Genomic DNA, 17,929 nt, shown 5'->3' with positions numbered 1-17,929 from the left:
CGTGTTGTCGAAATTCGACCAACTTGCCGAGCGCCGCCGCTCTAGAACGTGGTCTATCCAGGCTAGGAGGAAATCAGGGCATGCCCGACGTTACGATCGTTTACTGGCGCGATATCCCTGCGCAGGTCATCGTTGGCAAAGGCCGCCGCGGCGCCAAGCGTCAGCTCGAAGAGCGGTTCGAGCAGGCCATTGACCGTGCGGCCATGAAGGTGAACGCCAAGGACGCGGACGCCTATCTCGCCGAGTGGCGCAAGGCAGCCCCGTTTTCAGCCGAAGGCGAGGCAGCTGATGTCGCCGAAGCCGAGGCCAAACGCCTGGAGACTGAGTATGATCAGGATCGCCTGAAGGCCCTGATTGCAAATGACGGATGGGCATGACCCGCAGACCACTCTTGGGAGGCCGTGATGGCTTTGCTGAACTTTAAAAAACGTGACACGGGCGCCGCCCAGACCGTCAACCCGCAGGTCGAGGCCTTCCTGCAGGACTACTCGATCGAAGTCATGCCGCGCACGGCTGAAAAAGTCGCCGATTTCCGCGACCTGCTGCCGGCCGGCACCCGTGTCTACATCGCGCATATCGAAGGCACCCCGATCGAGGACATGGTCGCCACTGCGAAGCGCCTGAATGCCGAAGGTTACCCGGTGATGCCGCACTTCCCGGCGCGGATCATCAAGGATGAGGCCACTCTGGCCGACTGGATCGCCCGCTACCAGGGCGAGGCAGACGTCAAGCAGGCGCTGATGCTGGCAGGCGGCGTAGCCAAGCCGCACGGAGACTTCCACAGCTCCATGCAGCTGCTGGAGACAGGCCTGTTCGACAAGGCGGGCTTCACCAACCTGCACGTTGCCGGCCACCCGGAAGGCAACAAGGATATCGACCCGGACGGTTCTACCAAGAACGTCTCCGATGCGCTTCAGTGGAAACAGAAATTCTCCGAGCGCACCGATGCCAAGATGGCGCTGGCCACACAATTCGCTTTCGAGGCCAAGCCGATCATCGAATGGGCAAACGGTCTCAAGGCCGCAGGCGTCGATCTGCCGATCCACATCGGCATCGCCGGTCCGGCCAAGCTGCAGACGCTGATCAAATTCGCCATCGCTTGCGGCGTTGGCCCGTCGCTGAAGGTGCTGCAGAAACGCGCGATGGACGTGTCCAAGCTGCTGCTGCCCTACGAGCCGACCGATGTCGTTGCCGAACTGGCCGCTTACAAGGCGGAAAACCCGGACTTCAAAATCACTAACGTCCACTTCTTCCCGCTGGGCGGCATCAAGACCAATGCCACCTGGGCCATCAACAACGGCGGCGCCTCGGCGAAGCCGGTCAACTCCTAAGGATCAACCATGACCCGTACAGTCGTAAATCAAAAACAAAAACCGCGGTCCTGGGCTTTGATGAGCCGTTCTGCGTGATCGGTGAGCGCATCAACCCGACCGGCCGCAAGAAGCTGGCGGCCGAGCTGGAAGCCGGCGATTTCTCCACCGTCGAGAAGGACGCCGTGGCACAGGTGCTGGCCGGTGCAACCGTTCTCGATATCAATGCGGGCGTGGTCTATAACTCCAACCCGAACCCGAACGAGACCGAGCCGCCGCTGATGAAGAAAATCGTCGAGCTGGTGCAGGGGCTGGTCGATGTGCCGCTGTGCATCAACTCTTCGGTTCCCGGCGCTCTGGAAGCCGGCCTGGAAGTTTGCGAAGGCCGCCCGCTGCTGAACTCTGTCACCGGCGAAGAAGAGCGCTTGGAGCAGATCCTGCCGCTGGTCAAAAAGTACAACGTTCCGGTCGTGGCAATTTCCAACGACGATACCGGCATTTCGGAAGACCCCGATGTGCGTTTTGCCGTTGCCAAGAAGATCGTTGAGCGCGCAGCCGATTTCGGCATTCCGGCGCATGACATCGTGGTTGACCCGCTGGTGATGCCGGTTGGCGCCATGGCAACCGCTGGCCTGCAGGTGTTCGCACTGGTCCGCCGCCTGCGTGAAGAGCTGGGCGTGAACACCACCTGCGGTGCGTCCAACATCTCCTTCGGCCTGCCGAACCGCCACGGCATCAACAACGCCTTCCTGCCGATGGCAATGGGCGCGGGCATGACCTCTGCGATCATGAACCCGGTGGCGCTGCCGGTGACCCAAAAGGCGATTGCCGAGAAGAAAGCTGCGGTCGAAGCCGCGGGCATCATCCTGCCGGAAGGCATGGACGATGAGGCATTCGTCACCATGTTTGGCCTGGGCTCCACCAAGCCGCGCGCCGGTAAGGAAATGGAGGCCATCCGTGCCGCCAACTTCCTGACCAACAACGACCCGCATGGCGGTGAGTGGATCAAGTTCAACAAGCCGCCGGCAGCCGAAGGCGAAGAAGGCCGCGGCCGTGGCGGCCGCGCCGGCGGACGTCGCCGCCGCGCCTGATCCGCGCAATCTGGGATGCAAGGGGCCGGGCAGTAGTGTCCGGCCTTTTTCGTTTCCAATCAGGAATTTGCACGGGTTTCTTTCCGGGAGTAACTGCAAACCGTTGAAGTAGCTGAAAAGGATGCCAAACGGCTATCCCAATAGGCGGCTCGTCAGTCTGACGAAGGCCGTGCAGCATTTGTGGGAAGCGGTCTGTAAGGGAAAGTGGCGGAGAGACAGGGATTCGAACCCTGGGTGGGCTTGCACCCACAACGGTTTTCGAGACCGCCCCGTTCGACCACTCCGGCACCTCTCCGCGGGGGGTGAGGCGCGGTTTAATGTTGATTCCGGACCGGCGCAAGGGGCGAAATGCGCCTTTGACAAAAAAAGCCGGAAATCCGTTGCCAGCCAAAGGTTTTTGCCTAGATTTGCCCTATGCAGATGATCGCTCCGACCCCCGCCGTGCTTATGCGTTTTCTCGCCGTGCTGTGTTTCGCCATTGCCGCCGTTCCGCTGCCGGCGCTGGCAGCCGACCGGGAGCGGGTTGAGGCGTTTCTGGAAGTGACCGGATTTGATGTGGCGCTCGACAGCATCGCACTGTCCGCCTCCAGCGCGCCGGAAATGCTGGGTGTCGACACAGGAGCCTTCGGCAGCCAGTGGACCAAATTGTCCGAGGACGTTTTTGACACCCGGGAAATGCGCGGACAGGCCGTGGAAATCTTGGAAAACACGCTGGATGACGAGGCGCTGGATCACGCTGCGGCCTTTTACGCCAGCGATCTAGGCAAGCGGCTGGTGCGGGCGGAGAACGCCTCACATATGGTGGAGGATGAAGAGGTAAAGCAGCTGGCCGGCAACCGGATCATTTCCGGTCTGGTCAAGGAGGGCAGCGAGCGCGTCGCCATGTACCAGCGGATGGGATCAGCCATTGATGCGGCCGGCACCGGCGTGCGGGCGCTTCAGCAGATCCAGTTCCGCTTTCTGATGGCGGCCGCTGCGGCCGGCGTGATTGAACTGGAGCTGGACGCCGATGGCTTACGGGCGCTGATGAAGGAGCAGGAGAGCGACTTGCGCCTCAGTCTGCAGGCCTCCAGCCTAGCGGCCTCTGCCTATACCTATCAGGAATTCACCGACGCAGAGGTCGAGGCTTACGTCGAGGCGCTGGAAGAGGCGCCGATGCAGCGGGTTTACGAGCTGTTGAATGCGGTGCAGTATGAAATCACCGCCAACCGCTTCGAGGAACTGGCGCACCGCATGGCTGAGCTGACACCGGGGCAGGATATCTGACCCGGCAAGCCGCTGATACAACCTGTGGAAAACAGTTGACAGCCCCGGCATTCCGAAGCATAAGCCCGCATCCCGGCCCGGAATCCGCGCGCCGGGATTCACTTGTAATCCGCCCCGCACAGGGGCGCGCTGTTCGAGGCGGCATCAGCCGGAACGCCCGCGAGGGGGCCGTAGGACGCGGTAAGAAAAGGAAAGACGCACATGTTTGCGGTCCTCAAGACTGGCGGCAAGCAGTACAAGGTTCAGGCGGGCGACGTGCTCCGCGTTGAAAAACTTGCTGCAGATGCTGGCGACACCATCCAGTTCGACGAAGTTCTGATGCTTGGCGGCGACGCACCCGTTGTGGGCGCTCCGCTGGTGGAAGGCGCTGCCGTGAAGGCAGAAGTGATCGACCAGATCAAAGGCGAAAAGCTGATCAACTTTGTGAAGCGCCGCCGGAAGCACTCCTCCAAGCGCACCAAAGGCCACCGTCAGAAACTGACCCTGGTCCGGATCACCGAGATCCTGGCATCGGGTGCAACCAAATCCGCTCCGAAAGCTGCTGCCAAAGCCGCTCCTGCTGCTGACGCTGCTGCATCGGACGACCTGACCCAGCTGACCGGCGTCGGCCCCGCAGCTGCCAAGAAACTGGCAGAAGCAGGCCTCACCAGCTTTGCCCAGATCGCAGCCTTGTCCGAAGACGACATTGCTGGTATCGAAGCAATCAAAGTGAAGCCCGAGTGGGTTGAGCAGGCCAAAGAGCTGGCCAAAGGCTAAGGAGAGAGAGAATGGCACATAAAAAAGCTGGCGGTTCCTCCCGTAACGGCCGCGACTCTGCCGGTCGCCGCCTTGGCGTGAAACTCTACGGTGGCCAGGCGGCCATCGCAGGCAACATCATCGTGCGTCAGCGCGGCACCAAGTTTTGGCCGGGCGAAGGCGTGGGCATTGGCAAGGATCACACTCTGTTCGCCACTGCTGACGGTGCTGTAAGCTTCCGCAAAGGCCTGAAAGGCCGCACCTTTGTATCGGTTCTCCCAGTGGCGGAGGCCGCTGAGTAAGCCGACCCGAAGGGTAAAGAAATCTTTAGGGGGATCGGCTACAAGGCCGGTCCCCCTTTCTGTTTTGAGTATACGAGTGAATGATGATTTTCCCAGCACAGGCCAAGCCCCCAAGCGCAGCGCCGCGGCTCCCGGGTGTTCACGCCCGGCCTACGGGAAGTTTTGCGCAATTTGAACAGCGCGTGCCTTGCCGTCAGGGCAGGGCGTGCACATCTGAATTTGGCCGCCACAATAAACAGGGCTTTGTCCGCCCGGAAAAACACGGCAGAGGAGGAGCACATCCATGAATCTGGATCAAATCGTGTGCCAGCAGGTCATTGAAACCGAACGTTTCATTCTGCGGCCGTTGCGGAAATCTGATGCCGGGCTGATTGAGCACTATGTCAGCGACGAGCGTGTTGCCCGCATGACCCGCTCCATTCCGCACCCGCTGCCGCCTGGCGCGGCAGAGGCGTTTGTGGCGCGCGCCATGTCGGATGAACGCGACGAGGATGTCTGGGTGATTGACGGCACTGCCGATGGCGATGCCGAGTTGAAGGGTGTGATCGGCCTCAAACGGATGGACCGCAACCAGTCAGAGGTGTCTTACTGGACCGCACCGCCGTTTTGGAATACCGGGCTGGCCTCTGCGGCGCTCAAGGCGCTGGTGGATGCAAACCCGCAAAACAACGCGGCGATGTTTGCCTGCGTGTTCCAGGACAACCCGGCCTCTGCGCGGGTGCTGATCCATTGCGGTTTTGACTATCTGGGCGACGCCGAGAGCTTTGCTGTTGCGCGCGGCACCACCGTTCCAACCTGGACCTATAGCCGAAAACTGTGATTGGCGCGGCGCGCGCTTTGCGGTAAGGCAAACGAAACATTCCCGCCAAAGCCCCGCGCCTTGGCGGGACACTTGTACTGCGCGGGCAGGCCGCTAGATCCTGCCGCATTAAGGAGCTGTCATGAAATTCCTCGATCTGGCAAAGGTCTATATCCGTTCGGGCGCCGGCGGGAACGGCTGCGTCAGCTTCCGGCGTGAAAAGTACATCGAATTCGGCGGCCCCGACGGCGGCGATGGCGGCAAGGGCGGCTCGGTCTGGGCCGAGGTGACCGAGGGGCTGAATACCCTGATCGACTTCCGCTATCAGCAGCATTTCTTTGCCAAAAACGGCCAGTCCGGCATGGGCCGCCAGCGCACCGGCAAGGACGGTGACGATATCGTTCTGCGGGTTCCGGTCGGGACCGAGATCCTGGACGAGGATCAGGAAACCGTACTGGCCGACCTGACCGAACCGGGCCAGCGGGTGCTGCTCGCCAAGGGCGGCAATGGCGGCTTTGGCAACCTGCATTTCAAATCCGCCACCAACCAGGCACCGCGCCGCGCCAACCCTGGGCAGGAGGGCGTCGACCGCACCATCTGGTTGCGGCTCAAGCTGATTGCGGATGCGGGCCTTCTCGGCCTGCCGAACGCGGGCAAGTCCACATTCCTGGCGGCAACCTCCAACGCGCGCCCCAAGATCGCCGACTACCCCTTTACCACCCTGCACCCGAACCTGGGTGTGGTGGGGATCGACAACACCGAATTTGTTGTGGCCGACATTCCCGGCCTGATCGAAGGCGCGCATGAGGGCCGTGGCATCGGCGATCGGTTCCTGGGCCATGTCGAACGCTGCGCGGTGCTGCTGCATTTGGTGGACGGCACCTCGGAGACGGTTGTGGAGGACTACGAGACCATCATCAGCGAGCTTGAGGCCTATGGCGGCGAGCTTGCCACCAAACCCCGCATCACCGCGCTGAACAAGGTCGATGCCTTGGATCCGGAGGAGCGCGAAGAGAAGCGTGCCGCGTTGGAAACTGCGGTTGGCGGGCCGGTGATGATGATGTCTGGCGTCAGCCGCGAAGGGCTGAACGAGGTGCTGCGCGCTGTGCGTGCTGAAATCGACGATGACCGCGTCCGGATGAAACCCGCCGAGGAGGAAAAGCCTTGGCAGCCCTGACTTCGGCAAAACGGATCGTCGTCAAGATCGGCTCGGCGCTGCTGGTCGACCGGGCGACCGGCGAGCTGCGGGCAGGCTGGCTGCATTCGCTGGCCAATGACGTCGCCTGGCTGAAGTCACGCGGAACCGATGTGGTTCTGGTTTCCTCAGGCTCCATCGCCTTGGGCCGCGGCGTGCTGGGGCTGCCCCGCGCAGATCTGCCGCTGGAGAAATCCCAGGCCGCAGCCGCGGTTGGCCAGATCCGCCTGGCCCGCGCCTATGAAGAGGCGCTGGCGCCGCACCGGATCACCACTGCGCAGGTGCTGGTGACGCTGGAGGACAGCGAAAACCGCCGCCGCTACCTGAACTCCCGCGCGACGCTGGAAACGCTGCTGAGCATGGGCGCGGTTCCGATCGTGAACGAAAACGACACCATCGCCACAGATGAAATCCGCTATGGCGACAACGACCGGCTGGCCGCCCAGGTGGCGGTGACCGTTGGGGCTGACTGCCTGATCCTGCTGTCTGATGTCGACGGGTTCTATAGTGCCAACCCGGCGCTGGACCCCGACGCCCGGCGTTACGACCGGATTGACGAGATCACGCCGGAGATCGAGGCGATGGCGGGCGATGGGGTGTCCGGTCTGTCCAAAGGCGGCATGATCACCAAACTGCAGGCGGCCAAGATGGCCACGGCAGCCGGCTGCGCCATGGCAATCACTGAAGGTTCGCCTCTGAACCCTCTGAAAACACTTGAAGAAGGCGCTCCCTGCACCTGGTTCACCGGGCAGGGCGATCCGCAAACTGCCCGCAAACGCTGGATCGGCGCGATGAAGACCCGCGGCGTGCTGACCGTGGATGAGGGCGCGGCGCGCGCGCTAATGTCCGGCAAGAGCCTGCTGCCCGCAGGCGTCCGTCACGTGGAGGGTGACTTTGGCCGCGGGGATCCGCTGGCCATCCTCGGCCCAGACGGGCGCAAGCTGGGGCAGGGGCTGTCGCGCTACACCGCCGATGAAGCCCGCGTCATCCAGGGGCGCCGCTCGCATGATATCGAGGCGACGCTGGGCTATCCCGCCCGCGCCGCGCTGATCCACCGCGATGATATGGCGCTTTGATCAGACCACTTGATAGGGTATTCCAGCCGGCAAGCACTGACGTGCCAGACAGGGACCGGCAAGGGCGCGAGACACATGAAAGACAATGAAAATATCCCCGCCATGATGGCGGAGCTTGGCAAACGTGCAAAGCAAGCAGCGCAGATCCTGGCAACAGCCAGCGCTGAGCGCAAAACTTCAGCCTTGACCGCCGCCGCAGACGCGGTCTGGCGCCATCGGGCGGAGATCATCGCCGCCAATGCCAAGGATCTTGAGTTCGGCCGCGGCAAGGGCCTGTCCGATGCGATGATGGACCGGCTGATGCTGGACGAGGCCCGCATTCAGGGCATCGTCGATGGCCTGCGTGCGGTGGCCGGCCAGCGCGACCCGGTTGGCGAGGTGATGGAGGAGTGGGAACAGCCCTCCGGCCTCAAGATCCAGCGCGTCCGCACCCCGCTGGGCGTGATCGGCGTGATCTATGAAAGCCGCCCGAATGTGACCGCCGATGCCGGCGCGCTTTGCCTGAAATCGGGCAATGCGGTGATCCTGCGCGGCGGCTCCGAGAGCTTCCATTCCTCGCAAGCCATTCATGCATGCCTGGCCGAAGGCCTGAAGTCCGCAGGCCTGCCCGAAGACGCCGTCCAGCTGGTGCCGACCCGCGACCGCGCGGCGGTTCAGGAACTCCTGACCATGACCCAGTATGTCGACGTCATCGTGCCCCGCGGCGGCAAAGGACTGGTCGGGCTGGTCCAGCGCGAGGCGCGGGTGCCGGTCTTTGCCCACCTTGAAGGCATCGTGCATATCTACCTCGACAAAGCGGCCGATCCGCAAAAGGCGCTGGATGTCGTGCTGAACGCCAAGACCCGCCGCACGGGCATCTGCGGCGCCGCCGAATGCCTGCTGATCCATCAGGACATCGCGCCGACACTGGGCAAGGCGGTTTTGGAAGCTCTGTCCTCGTCGGGCGTTGAAATCCGCGCCGAAGCAGGGCTGCCCGGGCCGGACGGGATGACCGCAGCGCAGGACGAGGACTGGGGCAAGGAGTACCTGGATTCCATCATTGCTGCCAAGCAGGTAGCGGGCATAGATGATGCGATCCGGCACATCCGCACCCATCACTCCCAGCACACAGATTGCATCATCACCGAGGATGAGGCCGCAGTTCAAAAGTTCTTTGCTGAGCTGGACAGTGCCATCCTGATGCACAACGCCTCGACACAGTTTGCTGACGGCGGCGAATTCGGCATGGGTGCAGAGATCGGCATTGCCACCGGCAAGATGCATGCCCGCGGACCGGTCGGAGCGGTACAGCTCACCAGTTTCAAGTATCTGGTGCGCGGCAACGGGACGACCCGCGCCTGACAGCACCGTTAACGCAAAACGCCGGGCAACGTGCCCGGCGTTTCTTTGCGTATTTGCTGGCAATCAGAACTGCAGCGTAATCTTCTCCAGGTTCTGCTCAAGCCGGACGGTGCGGTTTGCTTCCTTCGCTGCCTCGGGCAGCAGTGCGAACTGAACCAGGGCAGGGGTGATCTCGGCGTTGGATGTGCCGCCGCTGACCCGGGCCCACAACTCGTCATCAACGTTCAGCTTGCTGCCTTCGCCCATCACGGTCCACTTCCCGTCGGCGCAGAAAATCTTGACCGTGCCGCCATAGGGCAGTGCCAATTCAAGGCACAGTGCCGCCAACAGCGCCAGGCGGGCCTCGCTGCGGGTGCAGCCCTCAAGCGGCGACCATTGATACTTGATGCGGCCGCCCTTGCTGATGTCCTCCAGAACCGAAACGATCTCGGCCCGCGCCATTTGCTGATCCCCCGCCGCGCCAAAGGCAATCCGGAAAAACCGGATGCGGGCATTTGCGTTGGCGACGCTGTCGGAGATCAGCTCCAATTCCGGGCCCGACATGCTGCCTGCCATGCCAAGCAGCTCCAGACCGTTGTTGATGGCGCCGACCGGGCTGATCAGATCATGGCAGATCCGGGACCCTACCAATGCCGCCAGATTGGCGTTATCTACACCCATAACTTCTACTTCCTCCGAACTGGGCCACCCGCAAATGAATGACCTCAACGCAATTTTAGCTCCCGGAATGTTCGTCCGGCACCCGGATCACCCCGAATGGGGAGTCGGTCAGGTTCAGTCGAACGCGGGCGGCAAGATCACCGTGAATTTTCCCGACCAAGGAAAGCTCGTGATTGACGGAGCGCGCATCTCCCTTATCCCCGTCTTTGAGCCATAACGGTTTATGAAGGGTTAACGAACCCCCTCGAATTAGCCATAAATGCCGCGCACTCTTTGCCCCAAGGGCAGGCTGCGCTCAAGCCGAAACATGCAAGGAAGCCGTATGCAAGACCGCGCCCCGGAGTTTTCCGTGAAAATCGCCGGCACGGAGGAAGAGCTGCGCGCCGCGCAGGCGTTGCGGTATGAAGTGTTCGTCCGGGAACTGGGCGGCGGTGGTGCGATGGTGGATCACGAGGCGGGACTTGAGCAGGACCGGTTCGACCCCTTCTTTGACCACATGCTGGTGACCGATACCTCCACGGACATGGTTGTCGGCGTCTACCGTTTGCTGCGGGACGATCAGGCGGCCAAGGCCGGGCAGTTCTATTCCGAGGATGAATACGATCTGAGTGTTTTGAAAGCCTCCGGCCGCAGGCTGCTGGAACTTGGGAGGTCCTGCCTGCATCCTGAATACCGCGGCGGGATGGCGATGTTCCACCTCTGGTCCGGGCTGGCGGAGTATGTCGAGGCGCACGGGATCGAGGTGCTGTTCGGTGTGGCGAGCTTTCACGGAACCGATCCGCAGCAGCTGGCCGATCCGCTGGCGATGCTGCACCACAACCACCTGGCACCACCCGAGTTGCGCGTGCGGGCGAAATCCTTTCAGCCTATGAACTTGGTTCCCAAAGCTGACCTGGACCGCAAACGCGCGATGCTGGACACGCCCGCGCTGATCAAGGCCTATCTGCGGCTGGGCGGCTTTGTCGGTGAGGGCGCCTATATCGACCATGCGTTCAACACCACAGATGTCTGCCTGATATTGGACACCGCGCGGATGAACGACCGGCAGCGCAAGATTTATGCTGGGGGGCGGGGAAGGGAATGAGCGTCAGCTGGCAAAGCGAGGAGGCTCCGGACCCGGTCCGGATCAGTGCTCTGGGCTGGTGCCTGGTGCTGTTGCGCGGCGTGCCGCTGGCGCTGCTGGTGTTTGGCGGCCTCCTGCTGCTGCTGGCCGTGCGGCTGGCAGAACGGCCGCTATTCGGGCTCCAGCGGCCGGTCACGCCGTTCATCACCCAGTTTGTCTGCCGCAATGCGTTCCGCCTCATGGGGATTCGCTACAAAACCCGCGGCACCCTGATGCGCCAGCGTGGTCCGGTCGTCGCCAACCATTCTTCCTGGCTGGACATCTTTGCCTTGAACGCGCGCAAGCGGATCTATTTCGTGTCCAAAGCCGAGGTTGCCGGATGGCCAGGGATCGGCTGGCTGGCGCGGGCCACAGGGACCGTGTTCATTGAACGCAACCCAAAGAAAGCCAGGGAGCAGGCAGACCTGTTCGAGCAGCGCCTGCGCGCCGGGCACAAGCTGCTGTTTTTCCCGGAAGGCACATCAACCGATGGGTTGCGTGTTCTGCGGTTCAAAACAACGCTTTTCGCTGCCTTTTTCACAGACCACCTGCGCGACGGCCTGCACGTTCAGCCGGTTTCCGTGGTGTATCATGCGCCCAAAGGAGCGCCCGCCCGGTTATATGGCTGGTGGGGGGATATGGACTTCGGCCCTCACCTTCTCAAAGTTCTAGCCGCCCCGCGGCAGGGCGCAGTAGAGCTGATCTATCATCCGCCGCTGAAAGTGGCGGACTTCCCGGACCGCAAGGCGCTGGCCGCCAGGGCTGAGGAATTGGTGCGCAGCGGTCATCAAGAAGCCTTGCAGGCTTGAAATCCGGGGCAGGGCGCCGATTTCTGCGGGACGGTACTTGTCAGCTGACAATAACTGCTCTATAGGCGCGCATACGAACCCGCAGGCGGGGTTTGGCCTGATCAGGGGAGACATCCCTGACGGACCCCCGGTTGGAGCTTTTGCTCTGAACCCCCGCCGAGGATAGAAACCGGAAAGGAAAGAATAGCATGGCTCTTCCCGAGTTCACCATGCGTCAGCTGCTGGAAGCTGGCGTTCACTTCGGCCACCAGACTCAGCGCTGGAACCCGCGCATGTCGCCGTTCATCTACGGCTCGCGCAACGGCATCCACATCATGGACCTCACCCAGACTGTTCCGATGCTGGACCAGGCGCTGCAGGTTGTCCGTGACACCGTCGCCAAAGGCGGCCGCGTCCTGTTCGTCGGCACCAAGCGCCAGGCAGCCGGCCCGATCGCCGAAGCCGCTGAGAAATCCGCTCAGTACTACATGAACCACCGCTGGCTGGGCGGCACCCTGACCAACTGGAAAACCGTTTCCCAGTCGATCAACCGCCTGAAGGAAATCGACGAGAAGATGTCCTCCGGCGCCGAAGGCCTGACCAAGAAAGAGCGTCTGGGCATGGAACGCGACCAGGAGAAGCTGCAGGCCTCCCTGGGCGGCATCCGCGAAATGGGCGGCGTGCCGGACCTGCTGTTCGTCATCGACGTGAAAAAAGAAGCACTGGCGATCGCCGAAGCCAAGAAACTGGGCATCCCGGTTGTGGCTGTTGTCGACACCAACTGCTCCCCCGACGGCGTGGACTTCATCATCCCGGGAAACGACGACGCATCGCGCGCCATCTCGCTGTACTGCGATCTGGTGGCCCGTGCGGCTCTGGACGGCATGTCGGCTCAGCTGGGCGCAGCAGGCGTTGACCTGGGCGCGCTGGAAGAGGCACCGGCAGAAGAAGCCGTTGCTGAAGAAGCAGCCGCCGAAGCCTGATCCGTCCTGTCACGGAACTGACATGCGGGGCAGGGTATCACCTGCCCCAAATCCGTTTTTGAATTGAGGAGAGCCCAAGATGGCAATCACTGCAGCAATGGTGAAAGAACTGCGCGAATCCACCGGCGCAGGCATGATGGACGCGAAGAAAGCACTGGTCGAAAACAACGGCGACATGGAAGCCGCTGTGGACTGGCTGCGCACCAAGGGCCTGGCGAAAGCCGCCAAGAAATCCGGCCGTACCGCTGCTGAAGGCCTGGTGGCCGTGGTCGTCGAAGGCGGCAAAGGCGTTGCGGTTGAAGTGAACTCCGAAACCGACTTCGTTGCCAAGAACGGCGAATTCCAGGAAATGGTCGCAGGCATCGCCAAGGCCGCTCTGTCCGCAGACGACGTCGAAGCGCTGAAAGCAGCCGACCTGGGCGGCAAGTCCGTCGAAGCAACCCTGACCGACAAAATCGCCACCATCGGCGAGAACATGTCGCTGCGCCGCATGGAGAAGCTGGAAGGCGAAACCGTTGTGTCCTACGTGCACAACGCGGCCACCGCTGGCATGGGCAAGATCGGCGTTCTGGTTGCCATGAACGGCGGCGACGAAGCGATCGGCAAGCAGGTTGCAATGCACATTGCCGCCGTTAACCCGGCCGCACTGTCCGAAGCCGACCTGGATGCGTCGGTTGTCGAGAAGGAAAAGCAGGTCCAGATGGACATCGCCCGCGAGTCCGGCAAGCCGGAGCAGGTGATCGAGAAGATGATCGAAGGCCGCATGAAGAAATTCGTGGCTGAATCGACCCTGCTGAACCAGCAGTTCGTGGTGAACCCGGACCTGACCGTGGAAGCCGCGGCCAAGGAAGCTGGCGCCACCATCACCGGCTTCGTCCGTGTGGAAGTCGGCGAAGGCATCGAAGTCGAAAAAGAAGACTTCGCAGCAGAAGTGGCCAAAGCCGCTCAGGGCTGATCAGCACTGCTGACACCTTTTTTTGTTTTGACCGGCGGGTGGCTTCCATCCGCCGGTTTCTTTTTATCGCCTATAGCTAAGGCTGCGGCAGATCCAGGACTGGCGCCGGATTGCCAGGTTACGTCGAAAACAAGCTGTGCTGCATGTGAGGGGCCCCACTGATGGGGATGGATGGAGCCCCTCTGATATCCGGGATAGACGCGGACCAATACGCGCCTATACCCGACCAGGTAGGAGAGCCTTGTAATCGCAAGGGTCGATACCCAAAGTTCCTTGGCCAAAGCCACCACTCACGGAACATGTGCAACATGCAGTGAATTACCCTTTAACGGTAGTACAGAATTCCTTACTTTTTGATGCTAATTGGCGTCTAGCGCTTTTGCGCATCAGGTATTTCTCCGGCCCGTGCTACAGGGTCAGAGTTATCCGGAAAAAGGCGAATAATTTCATAAAGCTGCTTCAGCCGCCACAAACAGCCCAGACGTGCAATTATGCGTCTACAACGTACATCTGATTGTGCAAGGCGGCCTTCAAAACGGCCTGTGCAGTCGTCTCAACCGACAAGGAGGCGCGCGCAAGACGCAGGTGTTTTTCAATCGTAGCGGGTGTTAATCCCATTAATAGCGCAATATCTTGTGTGGTCTTACCGTCGCCGACCCATTGCAAGACTTCCCGTTGCCGTTTGGTCAGGCTGCGGTTTGGTGCGGCATAGGGCAGGGTCAGGATCTTCAGATGCGCGACGTTGTTCATCAGGACAATGTCCTCACCGCAGTCCGCCCATACCGCGTCGACCTCGTCCTGGGTCATGCCGGGTTTAGCCGCAAGCGAGATTGCGCCCTTGTAGCGGTTCGAGGCCGAATGAAAGCTGATCGTGTACCCGGCTGTCATGTCCAACCTCTGGTTAAACTCGTGCACCTTTCTGGCCTCCGGCGTCAACGTCCCGGTTGCTGCCATGTCCTGGACAATGCGCCAGCTGCCGGCGCCCTCATTGTCCAGCGCCCATCGGAGCATAGGTGCCGACAAGTACAGCCCCTTGTGCAGAAAGCCGTTCAGATACTCGTTTTGGTGATTGGACAAGATGACAAAGTCCTCGGGATCTCCCAGAGAGGTCTCCGTCTTGAACCGCGTGTGTCCGTAAATCAGCCGGTCAAAACCGAACGAGGCCATCTGCCTCACATGCTGGTGCCACAGCACCTCCAGCCTCTGAGCCCCGCAAACGAAGTTCAGGTAGTCCTTGAACGTCATGCCGGCCCAGCCGCGTTCAGATGTTCGGCCAAGGCATCCAGCGCCAAGAGATAACCTTTGGCACCGAAGCCGCAGATCTGACCCAACGCTGCCTTGGCAATATAGGACGTGTGCCGGAATGGCTCACGTGCGTGGATGTTTGAAAGATGGACTTCAACTGCCGGAATTTCCACGGAAATCAGCGCGTCCATCAACGCAATGGACGTGTGCGTATAGGCCCCGGCATTCAAAATAATCCCTTGGTGCATGCCTTTGGCGGCGTGAATGGCGTCGATCAGCGCGCCCTCATGGTTGGACTGCAGGCAGGCAACATCCAACCCAAGCGTCTTGCCGTGTGCCTGACAACCCTGTTCGACCATTGGCAAAGTGACGGACCCGTAAACGTCCGGCTGCCGGGTGCCGAGCAGGTTCAAATTCGGGCCGTTCAATACCAGAATACTCTTCATCAGATGAAATTCCTTGCTGTCCTTCTCCTTGAACTACTAAGACAATTTTCCTCGAAATGCGAATACACAAAAGGATGCGAATATGAAAAAACGCTGCGGGAATTATTTGTGCGCATCACGCTCTCGATTGCGCGGTTTGCTGGCAATGTGAAAAAGCATTTCACCTCTTGCCAACACATGACGCCTTGCGCGACTTTCACCCGGCCGGGCGGTCAAGGCTGCACACCTTGTGTTTCCAACCGGACGGACAATGGCTCAATACAGGAGAGCGGTGATGCAAACTGACCGGTTCGAACGGATCAAGTCCTGGCAGCAACGCTATGTGGATGAACGGAAATATCCTGGAAGCGCTCTTCTGATCAAGAGCGGCGGCCACGAGGTTTTCAGTCATTCAACCGGCCTGCGGAACGTTGAGGACGAGCTGCCGTTCACCCGCGACACCCTGGTGCGGCTCTATTCGATGACCAAACCGGTGACGTCGGTGGCGCTGATGATCCTGCTGGAACGGGGATTGTTCCATCTGGATGCGCCCATTAGTGATTTTCTGCCCGAATTCAGTGACATGCAGGCGTTGACACCAAGTGCTGGCAGCATCAGCCAGACGGAGCGCTGCCCGGTGCCTACGCTGCATCAGCTGCTGACCCATACCAGCGGGCTCAGCTATTCCTTCAATCCCGGGCTTCTTCCAGAGGCAATGGAGCGCGCGGATCTTATGTTCAAGCCGGACCAAGGCAGCCTGGCCTCGATGGTGTCGCGCCTGTCGGAACTGCCGCTGGCCTTTCAGCCCGGGACCCGGTGGGAATACTCGGTGGCAACCGATGTGCTGGGCCGTATCGTCGAAGTGGTCTCCGGAAAAACCCTGGGCCAGTTCATTTCTGAGGAGATATTTGAACCGCTCGGCATGTGCGAGACCGGCTTCCAGGTGCCAGCCGGGGCAGGGAACCGGTTCGCCTCTCTCTACACACCGCTGGCCGGTGACGCCATGGCACTGAACTCAGCGGAGACTGGAACCGAAAGCTTGCGGCTGACGGACAGCTGGGAAAAGTCGCCGTTTCAGAAGGCAACGATGCACTCCGGCGGCGGCGGTCTGGTCGGAACGCTTGACGACTACATGAGATTTGCAGACATGCTCCGGCTCCGGGGAAGATGCGGCGACGGCTTTATTATCAGCCCGCAAGCCGCTGATTTCATGATGCAAAACCATTTGCCGGGTGAGATCGCGTCAATGGGGCCGCAAAGCTTTGCGGAGCAGCCGATGGAAGGTATGGGCTTTGGCCTTGGCGGTGCCGTAGTGCTAAATCCGGCCCGGGCCCGCTGCCCCGGTTCGGTTGGTGATTTCAGCTGGGGCGGCATAGCCTCGACGTTTTTCTGGATCGACCGGCAGCTGGATCTGTCGGTAGTGTTTCTGACCCAACTGGCGCCGTCCAGCTCTTACCCGTCGCGGCCGGAACTCAAAGCGTTGGTGCAAAGCGCAATCACGGCATGACTTCCAAGCGCCGCGTTTCCGGCTATGATGAGCAGCCTGAGATGACCCGACCATAGAAAGCGCTGCAAATGACAGATACCGCAAAGGTGCTGCTCGATCTGCTGGATCTGGAGCTATTGGACACCAACCTTTACCGCGGCTCAGGCTCCGGCGGTGAAACGCCGACGCGCATTTACGGCGGTCAGGTTATCGCACAGGCATTGGCCGCGGCTTATGCCTCTGTTTCCGGACGCTTATGCCATTCTCTTCATGCATATTTCATCCGTCCGGGCGATCCGTCCAGGCCCGTCATTTACGAGGTTGATCCAGCCCGCGACGGCGGCAGCTTCACAACGCGCCGGGTTGTCGCCATGCAGAACGGCAAGCAGATCCTGAACCTGGCAGCATCGTTCCATGCCCAGGAAGACGGCTGGCAGCATCAGCATCCGATGCCGCCGGTTGCAGGGCCTGAAGGCCTGGAGCCGCGCCATGAAATCCTGCTGCGCAATGCCTTCCGGGTGGATCCAGCCAAGCGAGGCGAGTTCACACGACCGCGGCCGTTTGAGATCCGCGAGGTTGAGCCGCGCGATCCTCTGGCGCCCGAGGAAACCAGTGACGTCAATCACATGTGGATCAGAATGGAAGCAGCCAAGGACGCCGGGCCGGAACTGCAGCATATCCTTATGGCCTATGCATCGGATTTCGGTTTGCTAGGTTCATCGATGCGGCCGCATGGGCTGACGTTCCACAAGCCCGCCGCCATGACCGCCAGCCTGGATCATGCCATGTGGTTCCACGCGCCGGTGCATTTCGAGAACTGGCATCTGTACACAATGGATGCGCCATTCACCGGCAGTGGCCGCGGTTTTAACCGAGGTGCTATCTATACGGAGGACGGGCAACTGGTCGCCAGCGTCGCGCAAGAAGGTTTACTTCGGCCTTTAAGGCCCTGATTTCTATTCTAAAATACTCGGATGGCCGTGTGGGTGCAATGCCGCCTGAAGCAGCTATTATATAACATAATTCTGATTATAAGGCTGCCCGATTACCCACCCAAGCAGCCCAAGATAACCAAAGAAAATGGCTTCCTCTGCGACAGAGGAAGCCAGTTATCACCGGTCAGGCTCCTTCATTGACTGCCCGAAAGTATTTTCTTACCTGGGCCATCCC

The 17,929-nt window shown here is 60.9% G+C and carries 20 protein-coding genes, 1 tRNA gene and 1 pseudogene; 18 read left to right on the top strand and 4 right to left on the bottom strand.

The features are described from left to right. Positions 1 to 80: 80 nt before the first annotated feature. The 3 genes and pseudogenes from ACXAED_RS18055 to ACXAED_RS18045 all read left to right on the top strand — a co-directional run bounded on the left by ACXAED_RS18055 (position 81) and on the right by ACXAED_RS18045 (position 2,401). Positions 81 to 377 (top strand): virulence factor, encoded by a 297-nt coding sequence (locus tag ACXAED_RS18055; RefSeq protein ID WP_039182980.1) that lies wholly within the window; start codon positions 81 to 83, stop codon positions 375 to 377. Between the two features lie 27 nt (positions 378 to 404). Then, positions 405 to 1,331, top strand: a complete 927-nt coding sequence (locus ACXAED_RS18050; RefSeq protein WP_475052028.1) for a methylenetetrahydrofolate reductase — start codon at positions 405 to 407, stop codon at positions 1,329 to 1,331. A gap of 9 nt (positions 1,332 to 1,340) precedes the next feature. Beyond that, positions 1,341 to 2,401 (top strand): annotated as a pseudogene (locus ACXAED_RS18045) (methyltetrahydrofolate cobalamin methyltransferase). A gap of 205 nt (positions 2,402 to 2,606) precedes the next feature. On the opposite strand, the gene ACXAED_RS18040 reads toward ACXAED_RS18045, so the two are convergent. After that, positions 2,607 to 2,696, bottom strand: a tRNA-Ser gene (locus tag ACXAED_RS18040). Between the two features lie 119 nt (positions 2,697 to 2,815). On the opposite strand from ACXAED_RS18040, the gene ACXAED_RS18035 reads away from it, so the two are divergent. The 7 genes from ACXAED_RS18035 to ACXAED_RS18005 all read left to right on the top strand — a co-directional run bounded on the left by ACXAED_RS18035 (position 2,816) and on the right by ACXAED_RS18005 (position 9,115). Beyond that, positions 2,816 to 3,667 (top strand): DUF2059 domain-containing protein, encoded by an 852-nt coding sequence (locus ACXAED_RS18035; protein ID WP_475052025.1) that lies wholly within the window; start codon positions 2,816 to 2,818, stop codon positions 3,665 to 3,667. Positions 3,668 to 3,868: 201 nt separating this feature from the next. Continuing rightward, positions 3,869 to 4,423: a 50S ribosomal protein L21 gene (rplU, locus tag ACXAED_RS18030; protein WP_475052022.1), complete on the top strand. Its 555-nt coding sequence runs from the start codon at positions 3,869 to 3,871 to the stop codon at positions 4,421 to 4,423. A gap of 11 nt (positions 4,424 to 4,434) precedes the next feature. Next, entirely contained in the window at positions 4,435 to 4,704 is a 270-nt protein-coding gene (gene rpmA / locus ACXAED_RS18025) for a 50S ribosomal protein L27 (protein ID WP_222475790.1), read from the top strand. A gap of 283 nt (positions 4,705 to 4,987) precedes the next feature. After that, positions 4,988 to 5,524 carry a GNAT family N-acetyltransferase gene (locus ACXAED_RS18020; RefSeq protein ID WP_475052019.1) on the top strand — a complete coding sequence of 179 codons (537 nt, stop codon included), beginning with the start codon at positions 4,988 to 4,990 and terminating at the stop codon, positions 5,522 to 5,524. Between the two features lie 121 nt (positions 5,525 to 5,645). Then, the gene (obgE, locus tag ACXAED_RS18015) at positions 5,646 to 6,680 is read left to right on the top strand and encodes a GTPase ObgE (RefSeq protein ID WP_475052017.1); all 1,035 of its coding nucleotides are present in this window, start codon (positions 5,646 to 5,648) and stop codon (positions 6,678 to 6,680) included. Next, entirely contained in the window at positions 6,668 to 7,774 is a 1,107-nt protein-coding gene (gene proB / locus ACXAED_RS18010) for a glutamate 5-kinase (protein ID WP_475052014.1), read from the top strand. The genes obgE and proB overlap by 13 nt, the downstream gene beginning before the upstream one ends. Positions 7,775 to 7,849: 75 nt before the next feature. Beyond that, positions 7,850 to 9,115 (top strand): glutamate-5-semialdehyde dehydrogenase, encoded by a 1,266-nt coding sequence (locus ACXAED_RS18005; protein ID WP_475052012.1) that lies wholly within the window; start codon positions 7,850 to 7,852, stop codon positions 9,113 to 9,115. A 63-nt stretch (positions 9,116 to 9,178) separates the two neighbouring features. Here ACXAED_RS18005 and ACXAED_RS18000 read toward each other — a convergent pair whose 3' ends face one another. After that, a complete protein-coding gene (locus ACXAED_RS18000; RefSeq protein WP_475052009.1) occupies positions 9,179 to 9,775 on the bottom strand; it encodes a histidine phosphotransferase family protein in 597 nt (198 codons plus the stop codon). A 34-nt stretch (positions 9,776 to 9,809) separates the two neighbouring features. On the opposite strand from ACXAED_RS18000, the gene ACXAED_RS17995 reads away from it, so the two are divergent. The 5 genes from ACXAED_RS17995 to tsf all read left to right on the top strand — a co-directional run bounded on the left by ACXAED_RS17995 (position 9,810) and on the right by tsf (position 13,603). Continuing rightward, positions 9,810 to 9,992, top strand: coding sequence for a DUF3553 domain-containing protein (locus tag ACXAED_RS17995; protein WP_475052007.1), 183 nt, complete (start codon positions 9,810 to 9,812; stop codon positions 9,990 to 9,992). A gap of 105 nt (positions 9,993 to 10,097) precedes the next feature. Continuing rightward, positions 10,098 to 10,859: an L-ornithine N(alpha)-acyltransferase gene (gene olsB / locus ACXAED_RS17990; protein ID WP_475052004.1), complete on the top strand. Its 762-nt coding sequence runs from the start codon at positions 10,098 to 10,100 to the stop codon at positions 10,857 to 10,859. Beyond that, a complete protein-coding gene (gene olsA, locus ACXAED_RS17985; RefSeq protein ID WP_475052002.1) occupies positions 10,856 to 11,686 on the top strand; it encodes a lyso-ornithine lipid O-acyltransferase in 831 nt (276 codons plus the stop codon). The genes olsB and olsA overlap by 4 nt, the downstream gene beginning before the upstream one ends. A 188-nt stretch (positions 11,687 to 11,874) precedes the next feature. Next, positions 11,875 to 12,648, top strand: coding sequence for a 30S ribosomal protein S2 (gene rpsB / locus ACXAED_RS17980; protein ID WP_475052000.1), 774 nt, complete (start codon positions 11,875 to 11,877; stop codon positions 12,646 to 12,648). Positions 12,649 to 12,727: 79 nt separating this feature from the next. Then, positions 12,728 to 13,603, top strand: coding sequence for a translation elongation factor Ts (tsf, locus tag ACXAED_RS17975; protein WP_475051997.1), 876 nt, complete (start codon positions 12,728 to 12,730; stop codon positions 13,601 to 13,603). Between the two features lie 489 nt (positions 13,604 to 14,092). Here tsf and ACXAED_RS17970 read toward each other — a convergent pair whose 3' ends face one another. Next, positions 14,093 to 14,848 carry an autoinducer binding domain-containing protein gene (locus ACXAED_RS17970; RefSeq protein WP_475051995.1) on the bottom strand — a complete coding sequence of 252 codons (756 nt, stop codon included), beginning with the start codon at positions 14,846 to 14,848 and terminating at the stop codon, positions 14,093 to 14,095. Then, a complete protein-coding gene (aroQ, locus tag ACXAED_RS17965; protein WP_475051992.1) occupies positions 14,845 to 15,294 on the bottom strand; it encodes a type II 3-dehydroquinate dehydratase in 450 nt (149 codons plus the stop codon). The genes ACXAED_RS17970 and aroQ overlap by 4 nt, the downstream gene beginning before the upstream one ends. Positions 15,295 to 15,297: 3 nt before the next feature. Here aroQ and ACXAED_RS17960 point away from each other — a divergent pair, with 3 nt between their 5' ends. The 3 genes from ACXAED_RS17960 (at position 15,298) to ACXAED_RS17950 (ending at position 17,712) form a co-directional block, all read left to right on the top strand. After that, on the top strand, positions 15,298 to 15,579 hold the full coding sequence (locus tag ACXAED_RS17960; RefSeq protein ID WP_475051990.1) for a hypothetical protein: 282 nt from the start codon (positions 15,298 to 15,300) through the stop codon (positions 15,577 to 15,579). After that, positions 15,569 to 16,780 (top strand): serine hydrolase domain-containing protein, encoded by a 1,212-nt coding sequence (locus ACXAED_RS17955; RefSeq protein ID WP_475051988.1) that lies wholly within the window; start codon positions 15,569 to 15,571, stop codon positions 16,778 to 16,780. Before ACXAED_RS17960 ends, ACXAED_RS17955 begins: the two co-directional genes overlap by 11 nt. Positions 16,781 to 16,848: 68 nt before the next feature. Further along, positions 16,849 to 17,712, top strand: a complete 864-nt coding sequence (locus ACXAED_RS17950) for an acyl-CoA thioesterase (RefSeq protein ID WP_475051986.1) — start codon at positions 16,849 to 16,851, stop codon at positions 17,710 to 17,712. Positions 17,713 to 17,929: the final 217 nt, after the last annotated feature.

Source organism: Leisingera sp. ABM4_103, from assembly GCF_056158685.1.
Note: the sequence above shows the minus strand (reverse complement) of the source record. Positions and strands in the feature narration are given on the sequence as shown.

What these genes read in the sequence shown, in the direction of transcription:
- ACXAED_RS18020 (WP_475052019.1), top strand. Translation starts at nt 4,988, where the DNA reads ATGAATCTGGATCAAATCGTGTGCCAGCAGGTCATTGAAACCGAACGT.
- ACXAED_RS18000 (WP_475052009.1), bottom strand. Translation starts at nt 9,775, where the DNA reads ATGGGTGTAGATAACGCCAATCTGGCGGCATTGGTAGGGTCCCGGATC.
- ACXAED_RS18005 (WP_475052012.1), top strand. Translation starts at nt 7,850, where the DNA reads ATGAAAGACAATGAAAATATCCCCGCCATGATGGCGGAGCTTGGCAAA.
- tsf (WP_475051997.1), top strand. Translation starts at nt 12,728, where the DNA reads ATGGCAATCACTGCAGCAATGGTGAAAGAACTGCGCGAATCCACCGGC.
- rplU (WP_475052022.1), top strand. Translation starts at nt 3,869, where the DNA reads ATGTTTGCGGTCCTCAAGACTGGCGGCAAGCAGTACAAGGTTCAGGCG.
- olsA (WP_475052002.1), top strand. Translation starts at nt 10,856, where the DNA reads ATGAGCGTCAGCTGGCAAAGCGAGGAGGCTCCGGACCCGGTCCGGATC.
- rpmA (WP_222475790.1), top strand. Translation starts at nt 4,435, where the DNA reads ATGGCACATAAAAAAGCTGGCGGTTCCTCCCGTAACGGCCGCGACTCT.
- ACXAED_RS17970 (WP_475051995.1), bottom strand. Translation starts at nt 14,848, where the DNA reads ATGACGTTCAAGGACTACCTGAACTTCGTTTGCGGGGCTCAGAGGCTG.
- rpsB (WP_475052000.1), top strand. Translation starts at nt 11,875, where the DNA reads ATGGCTCTTCCCGAGTTCACCATGCGTCAGCTGCTGGAAGCTGGCGTT.
- ACXAED_RS17960 (WP_475051990.1), top strand. Translation starts at nt 15,298, where the DNA reads ATGAAATTCCTTGCTGTCCTTCTCCTTGAACTACTAAGACAATTTTCC.
- ACXAED_RS18055 (WP_039182980.1), top strand. Translation starts at nt 81, where the DNA reads ATGCCCGACGTTACGATCGTTTACTGGCGCGATATCCCTGCGCAGGTC.
- aroQ (WP_475051992.1), bottom strand. Translation starts at nt 15,294, where the DNA reads ATGAAGAGTATTCTGGTATTGAACGGCCCGAATTTGAACCTGCTCGGC.
- ACXAED_RS18050 (WP_475052028.1), top strand. Translation starts at nt 405, where the DNA reads ATGGCTTTGCTGAACTTTAAAAAACGTGACACGGGCGCCGCCCAGACC.
- obgE (WP_475052017.1), top strand. Translation starts at nt 5,646, where the DNA reads ATGAAATTCCTCGATCTGGCAAAGGTCTATATCCGTTCGGGCGCCGGC.
- olsB (WP_475052004.1), top strand. Translation starts at nt 10,098, where the DNA reads ATGCAAGACCGCGCCCCGGAGTTTTCCGTGAAAATCGCCGGCACGGAG.
- ACXAED_RS17955 (WP_475051988.1), top strand. Translation starts at nt 15,569, where the DNA reads ATGCAAACTGACCGGTTCGAACGGATCAAGTCCTGGCAGCAACGCTAT.
- ACXAED_RS17950 (WP_475051986.1), top strand. Translation starts at nt 16,849, where the DNA reads ATGACAGATACCGCAAAGGTGCTGCTCGATCTGCTGGATCTGGAGCTA.
- ACXAED_RS18035 (WP_475052025.1), top strand. Translation starts at nt 2,816, where the DNA reads ATGCAGATGATCGCTCCGACCCCCGCCGTGCTTATGCGTTTTCTCGCC.
- ACXAED_RS17995 (WP_475052007.1), top strand. Translation starts at nt 9,810, where the DNA reads ATGAATGACCTCAACGCAATTTTAGCTCCCGGAATGTTCGTCCGGCAC.